General features: G+C 42.7%; 13 protein-coding genes and 2 pseudogenes. 10 read left to right on the top strand and 5 right to left on the bottom strand.

The annotated features are described in order from the left end of the window. Positions 1–108: 108 nt before the first annotated feature. On the bottom strand, positions 109–963 hold the full coding sequence (locus F6K46_RS33760) for a reverse transcriptase domain-containing protein (protein ID WP_366664733.1): 855 nt from the start codon (positions 961–963) through the stop codon (positions 109–111). A 695-nt stretch (positions 964–1658) separates the two neighbouring features. On the opposite strand from F6K46_RS33760, the gene F6K46_RS33755 reads away from it, so the two are divergent. Together F6K46_RS33755 and F6K46_RS33750 are read left to right on the top strand one after the other, a co-directional pair. Next, a complete protein-coding gene (locus F6K46_RS33755) occupies positions 1659–1838 on the top strand; it encodes an HNH endonuclease (protein WP_366510838.1) in 180 nt (59 codons plus the stop codon). 84 nt (positions 1839–1922) lie between these two features. Beyond that, a pseudogene (locus F6K46_RS33750) lies at positions 1923–2048 on the top strand (helix-turn-helix domain-containing protein); the annotation flags it as partial. Between the two features lie 85 nt (positions 2049–2133). On the opposite strand, the pseudogene F6K46_RS33745 reads toward F6K46_RS33750, so the two are convergent. Next, positions 2134–2226 (bottom strand): annotated as a pseudogene (locus F6K46_RS33745) (RNA-guided endonuclease TnpB family protein); the annotation flags it as partial. 481 nt (positions 2227–2707) lie between these two features. Between F6K46_RS33745 and ltrA the strand changes: the two are divergent. From ltrA to F6K46_RS33705, 8 genes are all read left to right on the top strand, one after another. Continuing rightward, entirely contained in the window at positions 2708–4435 is a 1728-nt protein-coding gene (gene ltrA / locus F6K46_RS33740; protein WP_366510841.1) for a group II intron reverse transcriptase/maturase, read from the top strand. Positions 4436–4621: 186 nt separating this feature from the next. After that, positions 4622–5401 (top strand): transposase, encoded by a 780-nt coding sequence (locus F6K46_RS33735; protein WP_293117804.1) that lies wholly within the window; start codon positions 4622–4624, stop codon positions 5399–5401. Positions 5402–5500: 99 nt separating this feature from the next. Beyond that, positions 5501–5641: a hypothetical protein gene (locus tag F6K46_RS33730; RefSeq protein ID WP_293030707.1), complete on the top strand. Its 141-nt coding sequence runs from the start codon at positions 5501–5503 to the stop codon at positions 5639–5641. A 321-nt stretch (positions 5642–5962) separates the two neighbouring features. Beyond that, on the top strand, positions 5963–7474 hold the full coding sequence (locus tag F6K46_RS33725) for a reverse transcriptase domain-containing protein (protein ID WP_293066337.1): 1512 nt from the start codon (positions 5963–5965) through the stop codon (positions 7472–7474). 674 nt (positions 7475–8148) lie between these two features. After that, a complete protein-coding gene (locus F6K46_RS33720; RefSeq protein ID WP_366510837.1) occupies positions 8149–9060 on the top strand; it encodes a reverse transcriptase domain-containing protein in 912 nt (303 codons plus the stop codon). Between the two features lie 99 nt (positions 9061–9159). Further along, positions 9160–9765 (top strand): group II intron maturase-specific domain-containing protein, encoded by a 606-nt coding sequence (locus F6K46_RS33715; protein WP_366510840.1) that lies wholly within the window; start codon positions 9160–9162, stop codon positions 9763–9765. A gap of 207 nt (positions 9766–9972) precedes the next feature. Then, positions 9973–10197: a transposase gene (locus tag F6K46_RS33710; protein WP_293066334.1), complete on the top strand. Its 225-nt coding sequence runs from the start codon at positions 9973–9975 to the stop codon at positions 10195–10197. Positions 10198–10453: 256 nt separating this feature from the next. Beyond that, the gene (locus tag F6K46_RS33705; protein ID WP_293066331.1) at positions 10454–10825 is read left to right on the top strand and encodes a DNA-binding protein; all 372 of its coding nucleotides are present in this window, start codon (positions 10454–10456) and stop codon (positions 10823–10825) included. Between the two features lie 163 nt (positions 10826–10988). Here the strand turns inward: F6K46_RS33705 and F6K46_RS33700 are convergent, their stop codons facing one another. From F6K46_RS33700 to F6K46_RS33690, 3 genes are all read right to left on the bottom strand, one after another. Next, positions 10989–11843: an Rpn family recombination-promoting nuclease/putative transposase gene (locus F6K46_RS33700; protein ID WP_075904044.1), complete on the bottom strand. Its 855-nt coding sequence runs from the start codon at positions 11841–11843 to the stop codon at positions 10989–10991. 404 nt (positions 11844–12247) lie between these two features. Then, on the bottom strand, positions 12248–12592 hold the full coding sequence (locus F6K46_RS33695) for a hypothetical protein (protein ID WP_293066338.1): 345 nt from the start codon (positions 12590–12592) through the stop codon (positions 12248–12250). Positions 12593–12991: 399 nt separating this feature from the next. Beyond that, positions 12992–13348, bottom strand: coding sequence for a methyltransferase domain-containing protein (locus tag F6K46_RS33690; RefSeq protein ID WP_293066327.1), 357 nt, complete (start codon positions 13346–13348; stop codon positions 12992–12994). Positions 13349–13481: the final 133 nt, after the last annotated feature.

Raw genomic sequence — 13481 nt, 5'->3', positions numbered from 1 at the left:
ATTTCGGCGTTTGAGTAAAGATTATGAATTGTACACAACCAAAGCGCGAAGCGATGATTTATGGCTCGCTTATTCGTTTAATGACTCGCCGATTAGCTTCTTAAGCTTTTATTTACAAATCAGCTCTAAGAAGGCTTTGATTTTAGTCAGCACCTTCTCCGCATTATCTTTTGGCTTCAGGATAATCACTATATCGTCCGCATAACGGAGGCTGGTGTGTATTTCCTCTATTCCGTTAAGTGCGATATTAGCTAGTAGGGGACTGACGACACCTCCCTGTGGGGTGCCTTGCTCCGGGAAGTCTGGGTTTACTCCGGCTTTAAGGCAGCGGAATATTCCCAACTTAATAGATGCGGGAGCTATAAGTCTCTCCATAATTGAAGGGTGTGAGATGCGGTCAAAGCATTTTTTGATGTCTAATTCGATGACCCTTTTTGTGATTCCATTTGCGTCTGATTTTAGATGTAGAAATAGACGTTTTTGTACGTCCTGGGTGCATCTACCAGGTCGGAATCCGTAACTATCTGCACTGAAGGTGGCTTCATGTGCTGGTTCCAGTGCATATTTTATTAGACATTGCCAAGCCCTATCGGCTATGGTGGGGACTTTTAGAATCCGAGTCTTCCCGTTCTTTTTGGGAATGGGGATTTCTCGTAACCGATTGTGTTTCCACTTAGTGGACGAGCCAAGCAGTTCATCCGCTAGTTCCCATCTTTGCTTATAGGAGAGGCTTTTAATGCCATCGACCCCAGCAGTCTTTTTCCCTTGGTTTAGCTGTGACACTTGACGGACGGCCAAAAGTTGAGCTGAACGGGATTTCAGTATCAATTTCTGTAGAGACCGAGCTTTCCTCAAATCTCTGGCTCGAACTGCTTTATACACGCGCTTTTGTAGGCGGAATAGGTTTTGTTGGTGTTTCTTCCAACTCTGCTTTTTCCAAAGGTCGCTATATCTATTTGACATGCGTCTACCCATACTCTCAAGCGAGTTTATGTATTCTGAATACCCGCAGCCAGTTTCCGGCTGCATCCTACCCGGCAATAGGGATTAAGCGAGGCATTGCTTACTGGGGTTTCGACCGTTCCCCAGACCTAGTATTGTTGCCGTTTTTACTCGTTCCATCCGCTAGATTATTATGACGATTTAGGGCAGTCCGGAGATGAAACCTTAGAATAGTGGAGCCTTACTACAAAATTTTTAACCCTTTTACCCATAGCCGACTAACTATAAAGGCTCCACTATTCTTGCGGTAACTTCTAACCAATTTGCCTATCCTCTTCTCAGAGATTACGACTATCGGAGGTACAACGTCGTGAGAATTAAAGGATGTAGTCTCGCATATACTAGTCAGATTGCGGCTTGTCTTTCAGACACTTTTTCAGGACTTTTGTTAATCTACCCATGTCGTCTCCCCTTTAGCGGCAGTGTGGCACATCTGATTTACCTCTGATTCCGCCCTGGTGCCAGCTTCACTCTGCAAGATGCCGCTTGCTCGGTGTGGCCAAGGTAGGGAGTCACATATCTCTTAATGGGGTGGGTTTTCACCACCATCCAACGGATAGTTAGGATTTTCGGGATTAGTCCCGCGAATCCCCTAAGTCATACCCCTCCTGTTCCAGGAGGCTCTTACTTAGAACGAGCCGCACACCTCCGAAGCCTTGAAAAAGCAAAACCATTCCTGTGGACACTGTGGATTGAAGTTTCTAGAAGACGAATCTGTACACCTTCATCACATTGATGAAAACCACGACAATTGGTCTAAGAAGAACTTACTAGCAGTCCATCAGAGCTGCCATCAACAGATACACTGGAGCACTCCGAAAGGAGAGAATATCTAGGAGCCGTGTGAGGTGAAAGTCTCACGCACGGTTCCGAAGGAGAGGTGCTCCCCCTAATAGGGGACATCGACTCTAACAGGATACGTTTACAAGCTAAAACCAAACCGACAACAAGAAGTGACCATGAACAGGTGGCTTGACATGTTGCGAACGCAGTACAATTACTTGCTAAGAGATAGTGCGATTCGTTGGCCAGAAACCATATCCTGAAAGGGATTTGGGGGATTGGTCGCAAGGAAATAACCTTGACAACTTGATAATCATGTTGGTGAGATACCAACCCGGAGACAAAACCTTAGAATAGTGCAGCCTTAGTACAAAACCTTACTCCTATGATGCCTAACCTGCTGACCATAAAGGCTGCACTATTCTTTCGGTAATTTCTGACCCTCGCGAAATCCGAGTGACAGCCCTACCACTAATCAATGAGAATCAACAAACTCTAGGTTAAAGCGTGGTCGAACAGCGAAACTCTGTAAGCCTAAATATGGAGCTAGTAGCAGGCAGTAGAACTCACTGAGTACCAAAAGGGAAGATACGATTGAACCGCCGTGAAACAGAACCAGCGCAATAAGGCTAGAAACGCTGGGAACAAAATGTGATGGAACATATAGGGTTATAAGATTTGTCCCTTTTATAACGATTTCCCTAGTTCCCGGTGGACAGTATCACTCTAAAAGTTCAACAGAATGGTTATCAGGAACGAAGTAACCTCATAGATGCTCTCAGGAAAAGGTCGATTCCCTGAGTAGGTAGTTAGCCGCATGGTCTATGTGGAAAGATTGAGCTCATTTGCCAAAGCTTAGGGTAATACCTAAGATACGCAGACGGACTCACGTGATTAGGAAAAGATATGGTTGCCAGTAGCAATGAATAAGTCTAAAACTCGGGGGTTCGCCCCACAGTCGGAATGGAAAAATGTCAACTGGCGAAAGCTAGAAGTGACAGTTTTTAAGTTGCAAAAACGAATATATCGAGCCTCGAGCCGTGGTGATGTTCGCGTGGTAAGAAAGTTACAAAAGACCCTAATGAAGTCCTGGTCGGCAAAAATGTTAGCGGTAAGGAAGGTAACCCAAGAAAATAAAGGCAAAAAGACTGCCGGAATAGATGGTCAAACAGCCTTAAATGGAAAACAAAGACTAATCCTAGTAGCCAGCCTTAGAATATACAAAAGACCTCAACCAACCCGCAGAGTCTGGATTGACAAACCTGGTCGTAATGAAAAGAGACCCTTAGGGATACCTACCATATATGACCGGGCACTTCAGGCGCTAGTTAAACAAGCACTAGAACCCGAATGGGAAGCAAAATTTGAGCCTAACTCATACGGGTTCAGACCAGGAAGGTCATGTCATGACGCTATCAATGCGATATTCATAGGCGTGAGTAAGAAACCATTATGGGTACTTGACGCAGATATATCAAAATGCTTTGATAAAATCAACCATGAGTACCTTCTCAAAAAAATAAATACCTACCCTACTATGAGACGATTAATCAAAGGATGGTTAAAAGCCGGAGTAGTAGATAAAGGAACTACATTCTCTACAGAAGAAGGCACTCCACAGGGAGGAATTATATCACCACTCTGCGCGAACATAGCCCTCCACGGAATGGAAGAACGGATAAAGCAATACGCGGACTCACTGCCAACAAAATATGGAAATAGAAGAAGGAGAAGACATTCACTAAATTTCATTCGATATGCAGATGATTTCGTTATAATGCACCAAAGCCAAGAAGTGGTAGAAGAATGTCAGAGAATTATAAACAAATGGTTAAACGACATCGGCCTGGAATTAAAGCCTAGCAAGACAAGAATCACACACACTTACGAAGGATTTGACTTTTTAGGATTTAACATCCGCCAATACCCCGTAGGAAAAAACCAGTCAAAACAAGGCTTTAAAACCCTCATAAAACCATCTAAGAAGAAAGTGAAAGAGCACTGGGAGCAGCTATCCAAAGTCATAGATAGACACAAAGCTGCTCCCCAAGCTGCCCTAATCAGCAGACTCAAACCCATTATAAGAGGATGGTGCAACTACAACCGTGGAGTTGTAAGTAAAAAGACATTCTCAAAACTGGACAACCTACTCTGGAACAAACTTCAAAGATGGGGATATAGGAGACATTCAAACAAATCCAAAACCTGGGTAAATAAAAAGTATTGGGGAACCAAGGTCGAAAAACCGAAGAACCCATGGGATGCCCCAAAAATAGACAATTGGGTATTTAGGACAAACAAGGATGATTACCTTCCTAAACATGCCAAAACAGCAATTGTAAGGCATGTAAAAGTCCAAGGCACCAGAAGTCCATACGACGGCGACCTAATATACTGGAACACTAGAATGCAAAAACACCCGGAAATGTCCAGCCAGAAGGGAAAACTTCTGAAAAGACAAAAAGGCAAATGCACTCACTGTGGTCTTACCTTCAAGGATGGAGACTTGTTAGAAAAACACCATATAATACCACGCTCACAAGGTGGAAACGACCAACTTAAAAACCTCGAACTACTCCATCTACACTGCCACGACGCAAAACACGGAAAGAAAATCGACTCATCCGAGTTAGATACCAATCCGTTCTAGAGGTACCAATGACAAGGTTCCTATCATGAGGAGCCGTATGACGGGAAACTGTCACGTACGGTTTTGAAGACGAGTCGGTGGAGGCGACTCCCCGACTTAGTTTAATGAAACGATTCTTACGACCAAGCAAAAGCCCCAAGGCTAGGTAGTTATTGTGATTTAAGGAGTGGTGGAGAGGCGTGTCCGTTGACCTGTTCTGTAAGCAAAAATTACTCTGTGGGCTACCCCTGGAAGAATAGCCAGAAGAATCCAAGGAGAAATGCCTATGAAGCACAAAGTTCAAGTTTGCCCACTCTCAAGAAGCAGAGACCCTGGTATAAGGCAATCCATTCAACTGTTTTACAGCAAACCTTGAGGCAGTTAGATGTTGCTTTCTCCAAATTTTTTAAAGGAGAAACTGGATACCCAAAACCTAAGAGAAGGTCGCGGTTTAGAAGTTTTAAATATGCACCTGGTCAAGTTAAATTAAACGGCGACAGAATATACCTCCCAGGGATTGGCTGGATGGTTTTTTACAACTCTCGCCCTATTCCTGAAGGATTTACTCTAAAATCTGTCACTGTTCGTAGGAAAGCTCGCGGATGGTTTGTAAGTATTCAAATTGAAGATAAATCAGTGCCAACTACTCCAGTAAAAGACAAAAGCGAGATTAAGCCTCAGAGAGTTAAAGGTTGCGATCTAGGTATCAACAAATTAATAAGTCTTTCTAATGGGAGAACAATAGCCAATCCAGCTAAACAAAAGTCTTTTAAGTGTAGAGAAAGACGTCTAAAACTGAGGCAGAAAGCAGCTAGTCGAAAAAGAAAAGGGTCTAAGAACAGAGGGAAATCTTACGCCAGAGTAGCTTCACTCCATGAACGTATAACAAATAAGCGTAGTGCTTATCACTGGAATGTTGCCAATCAATTAGTTGATGGTACAGATGCCTTAGTGTTCGAGGACTTGAATATGTGCGGCTCGTTCTAGCTAGGAGCCTCCCGTAGTAGGGAGGGGTATAAGCTAGGGGCGCGAGGAATAAACCTCAAACCTAACTGTCTGATTGGATGGTGGTGCAAACCCAACCCCATGAGAAGATATGTGACTCCTTATCTGGCCACACCGAGATGGGCGGCAACCCACCAGAGTGACGCTGGCATCAGGGCGGAATCAGAGGTAAATCAGATGTGCCACACTGCCGCTAAAAGGGAGGCGACACGGGTAGATTAACAAAAGTCCTTAAAAAGTGTCTTAAGTCCAAGCCGCAATCTGACCAGTATATGCGAGACTTCATTCCTTACATTCTCACGGAGCTATATATTTGGTATCCGTAATCTTCGAGAAGGGAATAGGCAAAGTGGACTGCCCTAAATCGCCAAATAAATCTAACAGACGGAACGAGTAAAAACGACAGCAACATTGAGTCTAGAGAAAGGTCGAACCTCTAGTAAGTTATGCCAAACTTAATCCTCACTGTCGGGTAAGATGCAGCCAAATAACTGGCTGCGGGTATCCAGAAAACACAAACCTTAGGAGAGTATAGGTAGACGCATGTCTAATAATCGATATAGCGACCTTTGGAAAAGTCAAAAGTGGAAGAAAATCCGCCAAGACCTTTTCCGCCTACAAAAGAGAGTGTTCAAAGCAGTTCGAGATGGTGACTTGAAGAAAGCACGGTCTTTACAGAAGCTAATACTGAAATCCCGCGCAGCTCAGCTTTTGGCAGTACGTCAAGTGACACAGCTAAACAAAGGAAAGAAAACGGCTGGAGTTGATGGAAAGTCAAGCCTCAACTACAGAGAACGCATGGAACTGGTTGAAACATTGAACCTCTATGGCCACGACTGGAAACATAGCGGACTTCGTGAAATTCCAATCCTTAAGAAGAATGGAAAAGTAAGAATGTTAAAGATACCAACCATTGCTGACAGAGCCTGGCAATGTCTAATTAAGTTTGCCTTAGAACCAGCTCATGAAGCTTTGTTCAGCGCCGACAGCTACGGGTTTAGGACAGGAAGATGCGCACAAGATGTGCAAAAACGCCTGTACAATCACCTAAAAGCAAATAAAAGCGGCTCTAATAAAACAAAAAGGATAATAGAATTAGACATCAAAAAATGCTTTGACCGTATCTCCCACAACTCCATAATGAAACGAGTTATTGCTCCGGCAACTATTAAAAAGGGAATATTCCGATGCCTTAAAGCAGGAGTAGACCCTGAGTTTCCAGAGCAAGGCACGCCCCAGGGAGGAGTGGTAAGTCCCTTGTTAGCTAACATCGCACTAGACGGAATAGAAGATATACACACCAGTCTAAGGTACGCCGACGACATGGTGGTCATTCTGAAGCCAAAAGATAACGCCACGAAGGTACTAGACTCTATCAAAGCATTCCTGGTTGAGAGAGGGATGGAAATAAGCGTTGAAAAGACCAAGTTAACCAAAGCGACAGAAGGATTTGATTTCCTGGGCTGGTATTTCCGAGTCCAGAAAAACGGAAAATTTCGGTCAATTCCCTCAGAGGAAAACCACCGAAACATACGTAAGAAAATCAAAGCCATAATCAACAGCTCGAATTATGGTGCCGAAGTAAAAGCCAGAAAATTGGCACCCATTGTGCGCGGTTGGCGGAACTACCATAACAGCTGCAATATGAGCAGCGCTCGGGATTCTTTGTGGTTCATGAACAACACTGCCCACCGAAAGTTCCGAAAGGAAAAGAAAGTAGGTCGGTATAGAGCTGATGAACTATGTAAAAAGGCATTCCCAAAAGTTGGGTATAAACAAAACCAACACGTGAACGTAAGGGGAACCAAGTCACCCTACGACGGTGACCTGGTGTACTGGAGCAATCGAAATTCGCGATTATACTCCGATGCTACCTCTGAAGCCTTGAAAAAGCAAAACCATTCCTGTGGATATTGTGGGTTGAGGTTCATGGAAGACGAGGATGTACATCTTCATCACATAGATGGAAACCACGACAACTGGTCTAAAAAGAACCTACTAGCAGTCCATCAGAGCTGCCACCAACAAATACACTGGAGCAAAACCGAAAGGTAAGGATATCTAGGAGCCGTGTGAGGCGAAAGTTTCATGCACGGTTCTGAAGGAGAGGTGCCCCAGGTAATACTGGGCATCGACTCTAATTAAAGCAATGTGATGCTTGTTTTGAGTCATAAATTACTCTATATAGAGTAATTTATGACTCAGGGGATTCGCGGGGTTAACCCCAAAAATCCTAACTATCCTGCGGATGGTGGTGAAAGCCCACCCCATGAGGAAACATGTGACTCCTTATCTGGCCACACCGAGTAAGCGGCAACTTACAGAGTGACGCTGGCAACAGGGCGGAATCAGAGGTAAATCAGATGTGCCACACTGCCGCTAATAGGGATGATGACAAGGATAACAGTAGCAAAAGTCCTGAAAAAGTGTCTAATAATAAAGCCGCAATCTGACTAGTAAAATGCGAGACTTTATCCTTTTATTCTCACGGCATTTTATTGCTGATAGCCGTAATTTACGAGAAGAGGATAGGCAAACTGGACTGTCCTAAATCATCAAAATATCTAACGGATGGAACGAGTAAAAACGACAGCAAATTTGGGTCTGAGGAAAGGTCGTAACCTCGGTAAGCTATGCCAAGCATAATCCCCACTGTCGGGTAGGATGACACCGGAAACTGGTGTCGGGTATCCAGAATATACAAACCCTAGAAGAGCATGGGTAGACACATGTCAAATAGATATAGTGACCTATGGAAAGGTCAAAAGTGGAAACAACTCCGCCAAAACCTATTCCGCCTACAACGGAGAGTATACAAAGCAGTTCGAGACGGCGACCTGAGGAAAGCCAGGTCTGTTCAAAAACTGATTCTGAAATCCCGCTCAGCACAGTTACTGGCAATCCGACAAGTGACACAGCTTAATCAAGGAAGAAAAACCGCCGGAGTGGACGGGAAAAAGTCCCTAACATACAAGGAAAGGTATGAGGTACTTAAAAAGCTAGTATCTAGTGCGGAAAACTGGACGCACCAAGGGTTAAGGGAAATCCCCATAGCCAAGAAAAACGGAGGTACAAGAATGCTGAAAGTACCGACAATCCAAGATAGAGCATGGCAATGTCTAGCGAAATTTGCCCTTGAACCAGCACATGAAGCTAGGTTCAGTGCCGACAGCTACGGTTTCAGAACAGGCAGAAGTGCGCAAGACGCACAAAAACGCTTGTTCCTTCACCTGAAATCGGACAAAGACGGCATTAACAAAAGAGTAATCGAATTAGACATCAAAAAGTGCTTTGACCGCATTTCCCACAACTCCATCATGGATAGGCTGCTAGCTCCAGCGAGACTGAAGATAGGAATATTCAGATGTCTCAAAGCTGGCATAAAGCCGGAATTCCCGGAACAAGGTACGCCCCAAGGAGGTGTGGTCAGCCCCTTACTAGCCAATATCGCACTTGACGGAGTAGAGAGTATACACCCTAGCATTCGTTACGCGGATGATATGGTAATCATACTCAAACCAAAAGATAATGCTGAAAAGATTTTAGAAAAAGTAAGGAACTTTTTAGCCCAACGCGGACTAGAAGTAAACCAAGAAAAGACCAAACTAACCAAAACGACAGACGGATTCAACTTCCTATGAAGTTACCGTAAGAAGAAAGAAGCCTTTACAGGGGACAGACTATGCAAAAAAGGGTTAAAAATTATTAATTAAGGCTTCTTTCTTCTAAGGTTTCGTCTCCTGGGGTGGAAATTCCGCGTCCATAAAAACGGAAAATTCCGATGCATTCCCTCTGAGGAAAACCACCGGAACATACGAAAGAAGATTAAAGCCGTGGTCAACAACTCGAATTATGGCGCTGAAGTAAAAGCCAAGAAGTTAGCACCAATAGTACGTGGATGGAGAAACTACCATAAAAGCTGCGACATGAGCAGTTCCAGAGATAGTTTATGGTTCATAGCTAAAACAACCCACCGTAAATTTCGTAAGGAGAAGAAAATAAACAGATACAGAGCCAATAAACTATGCAAGAAAGCTTTTCCAGCAGTAGGGTATAAACAAAATCAACACGTAAACGTCAGGGGAACCAAGTCCCCATATGACGGAGACCTGGTATATTGGAGTTCAAGAAATTCTAAATTCTACGATAACGCTACTTCAAAAACTTTGAAAAAGCAAAGCCATTCCTGTGGACATTGCGGGTTGAAATTCGTAGATGAGGAAATAGTACACCTACACCACATCGACGGAAATCACGACAACTGGAAGCACAACAACCTCATGGCTGTACATCAAAGTTGTCACCAGCAAATCCACTGGAGCACTCCGAAAGGAGAGGATAACTAGGAGCCGTGTGAGGCGAAAGTTTCACGCACGGTTCTGGAGCGGAGGTGCCCCGGATAATACCGGGCATCGACCGTAACGAAATCTCGTTGCAAACCTAGACCTAATGAAAATGGTAACTATGACCGCAATGGACAATCAAGAAAACGAGGTTTAAATCGCTCAATTTCTAATGCAGCTTGGGGTGAACTGGTCAAAAAGATCGAAGTCGTGGCCGCAAAGTCAGGCGTTCCGGTCGTAAAAATAAATCCCAAGCATACGTCTCAAAAATGCCCAAGATGTCATCACACCAGTAAAGAAAACAGAAAAAAAGAAAAGTTCGTCTGTACTAACTGTGGTCATTACGATGATGCTGACATTAATGGGGCAATAAACATAAAATTGCGGGGTCTTAAAAAACTGGGAATTGACCCATTAGACGCGCGCCTTAGATAGTGGAGCCTTAATTACAAATTTTTAACCAAAGGTGCGCTTTCCGTAGGCGAATTAAATTCGCCACGGGTCGCACCTCTTTTACTCATAGCCTGCAAACTATAAAGGCTCCACTATCTTACGGTAACTTTAAACTCAGCTACCTCCGGTGCGGGGGAAAGTCACGCCCATGGAGATAACAACAACGAACGTTGTTGTGCCTGGGAATCCCCAGCCCTCTTAAGGGTGGGGAGGTTCAATAGGAATTTCCTCTAGACGATTGCGGCAACTCCTAGAGAAGGGTCGCGTCCGAGGTGCCTATAAAACTGGTAAATTCTGGATTATTCCTCTGTTCAACCATTTGCCACAAATTACCAAAGGTACCCGTGGACCAAAGGGCAAATGGCGTACCAGTCGTCCCCCTGCTTTAGCTAAAATTAATGTCAATCGCAATCACATTGGCTCGAATATGAAGAAAAGTCCCAAAGACCGGAAGCCAGTGATTTCAGTAAAACGAAAGGGCACTAATCTCTACGGCAACGAGGTCGAAATCCTCGGTCCGTGTAAGATTGTCTATCAGCCGGATAATCCACTCGATTGTGGCGCTCGTTTGTGGATCGAAACTTTTAGTGATATTCACTTCATTTCTTGATGCAAAGCGCGAGTGGGGGAAACTCCCTTTGGCACCTCTGCATCGCTGGTGGCAGTTTCCCAGCTATAGCAATCCGATCTGATTCGTAAAATAAATGGGCTGTTTTAAGGTAGAAGGCAGAAGGTAAAAGAGTTTCAGGAGCAATAAATCGCTTCGCGACTATTCAAAAATGCTCAACGTCTTCTTTAGTTAAACCAGTTGTTGCCACGATTAAATTGATATCAATCCCTCTTGCTTTCATAGCTTTGGCTATTTCTGTGGCTTTCTCTGCTCTCCCCTGTAATTTTCCGGCTGCTTCTGCCCCTTCCAGTAGGCTAATTTCATAGCGTTTATTTTCCAGATAGTTCTGATAAGCTACTTTTTCTGGTAAAGGTAAACTCTCAATCCTTAGCTTATCCTTAGCCTCAGCTAATCCTCTGGCTTGGAACTCTTCTTTGATTTCACTATTCTTTAGGAAATAGATCCATTCATCTAAACTGTTTCTGGTTACGTTATCAAACTGGTTGACTCTCAATATATAATATTCGGGAAATATCTGATAGACTTGCTCTAGTTTGAACAACTCCTTCTGTAGGCTGGATAGTCCTAAAGAGTCACGATGATGACGACCTCGGAAATCTAGTTTCCCTTCATAGATGTAATCTTGTCCTTGTCCTAGAGTAAAGTAAACAATATTAATCGAGTAGACTTTTTTGAGTTTACTATAGGGCTCTCCTTTATCTAGATATTGGGTGAGCAGTGTGGAGACACCAAATAGCATTCGATGAAAGTAATCATTTTCGGAACTGTTTTGGACTTCCACGAGCAGTAACTCTCCAGCACTATTGAGGGCTAGAATATCAACTCGATTCAGTTTATTGTCTTCGGTGAGCCGATTACTTTCCCCTTCTAAAATCGATTCAATAGTAATCTCTTCTCCTAGTAATTCGGTGATAAAGCCTTCTAGGACGACATAATTAGCTTTATCCCTCAGCAGTTTTTTGATTGCCCAGTCAAAGCGGATGTGTGTCTTGGCCATGATTAGTAGAATTAGGGAGTAGGGAGTAGGGAATAGCGGATCTGGGAAAAAATTATCTGTACCTCATTAATATAAAAAATACTATAGTATAAAAGCTCTAGTTAACAAGCAGTGTTAACTCAAAAATTCATTAATTTTATTATAGGTGGGATTTACTTTATTGAGTTTCCAAATAACTCTACCGGTAACACTAGTTACTGCTTAGTTTAGTAATCTGCTCTACTAATGATGGATAAATTTACTTTATCGATAAACTCAGGTGTGTTTTTGATTTCCCGAGTAACTTTACCCGTAACGATACACGTTTTTAAAGTACTATTTCACTGTTTTTATCCGCCGCCTATAGTGTTTTTTTTTTAAACTATAGTTTAACTTTTTGATGATCTTTGCCATTGTTGCTCTACTTACTCTAATTTTAACTTTTTGTTCGAGCAGCTCGCACAGTTCTGATAGAGTTGCATCATTGCGGTGCGACCCAAGGGCGATTTACTCGCCCGCTTAAGGCGCGCACCGTTATTTGTTTCTATTATTTCTACTAAACTAACTAAATGCTCTTCGTTGAGTTTTGGTTTTGGATTGCCACCAGAACGTCGAGGGGCTATGTCTCCTGTTTCTCTATATTGTTTCAGCAACTTCTGCACGAAACTTTTCGCTACTCTAAAACCTTCAGCTATTTTTATAATAGAAATATCCTCGTTATTATGTGTTTCAAGATTTTTTTGTATAAAGTCCAATGAATAAGGCCTCATCACCAATCTTCATGTTTTTGATGTTTTCACTATAAGTGTACCTCACAAGTCGTATAATTGCTATAAATATCTCTATTTTCAGCGAGGCTTGAAGGCTCTATCCCAACTACAGCAACAGTTAGAGCTGTATTGTCATCCTTAAAGGTAAAGTTCAAAACTATACCTGATTGTGTTTAAAAAATTACGCAATCACCAACGCCACATTTTGAAAAAGTTTTGCAGTTTTTAGTGTTTGAAGCAGTAAATAACTTACTGAAAAAATAATCGTTACAATATATCACCTGTATCCTTTTTAACCGTTTAGTAGCGTTTAACAAAAAATCCTAATTTTGCAGGAAGTAGTCAGTTCCTGCAAAATCAATAAATTAAAATTTTTGCCTAGCTATTTATTTAATAAATTCATATTACCAGATAGACCCATGTTTGAAAAAAGATAGGCACTTGATCCACATTTTCTGCTTGATATTTATCTCCCAGATCTGTTAATTTCCAATTTTCTTGTGCTTCTAAATTTGCCATTTTGTCTTTAAAATCGCTGCTTTCGTAGAAATCGGGGCGTAGGGTAAAAATAATGTATCCTCCCGGTTTAGTAACACGAATCAATTCATCAAAAGAATGGCTCGGAGCATGTCCGTAAGTAAATACCCCACAAGCAGTAACGGCGTCAAAAGTAGCACTGGGAAAATCTAAAGGTTCACCCAATACCATAAGGCGCAATTCAGTGTAGATATTTTTCCTTTGTGCCTCAGTAAGCATCGGGTGCATCTCATTTTTGTAAAAACATCATTAATAAAGCATCCCATTTAGGTAAGCACAGCGTAAAGAAAGAATTTTAGGAACATTTTCAATATTCCATTGTGAGCCTGATATTTTAACTCGCATTCCTATT

This window comes from Moorena sp. SIO3E8, assembly GCF_010692445.1.
In the GTDB taxonomy this organism is placed as follows: Bacteria; Cyanobacteriota; Cyanobacteriia; order Cyanobacteriales; family Coleofasciculaceae; genus Moorena; species Moorena bouillonii.
This window is presented reverse-complemented; position numbering and strand designations above follow the sequence as displayed.

Bases quoted from the DNA above. Each gene is read 5' to 3' on its own strand.
- F6K46_RS33760 (WP_366664733.1), bottom strand. From the start codon at position 963: ATGTCAAATAGATATAGCGACCTTTGGAAAAAGCAGAGTTGGAAGAAA.
- ltrA (WP_366510841.1), top strand. From the start codon at position 2,708: ATGAATAAGTCTAAAACTCGGGGGTTCGCCCCACAGTCGGAATGGAAA.
- F6K46_RS33730 (WP_293030707.1), top strand. From the start codon at position 5,501: ATGAGAAGATATGTGACTCCTTATCTGGCCACACCGAGATGGGCGGCA.
- F6K46_RS33725 (WP_293066337.1), top strand. From the start codon at position 5,963: ATGTCTAATAATCGATATAGCGACCTTTGGAAAAGTCAAAAGTGGAAG.
- F6K46_RS33720 (WP_366510837.1), top strand. From the start codon at position 8,149: ATGTCAAATAGATATAGTGACCTATGGAAAGGTCAAAAGTGGAAACAA.
- F6K46_RS33700 (WP_075904044.1), bottom strand. From the start codon at position 11,843: ATGGCCAAGACACACATCCGCTTTGACTGGGCAATCAAAAAACTGCTG.
- F6K46_RS33695 (WP_293066338.1), bottom strand. From the start codon at position 12,592: ATGAGGCCTTATTCATTGGACTTTATACAAAAAAATCTTGAAACACAT.
- F6K46_RS33690 (WP_293066327.1), bottom strand. From the start codon at position 13,348: ATGCTTACTGAGGCACAAAGGAAAAATATCTACACTGAATTGCGCCTT.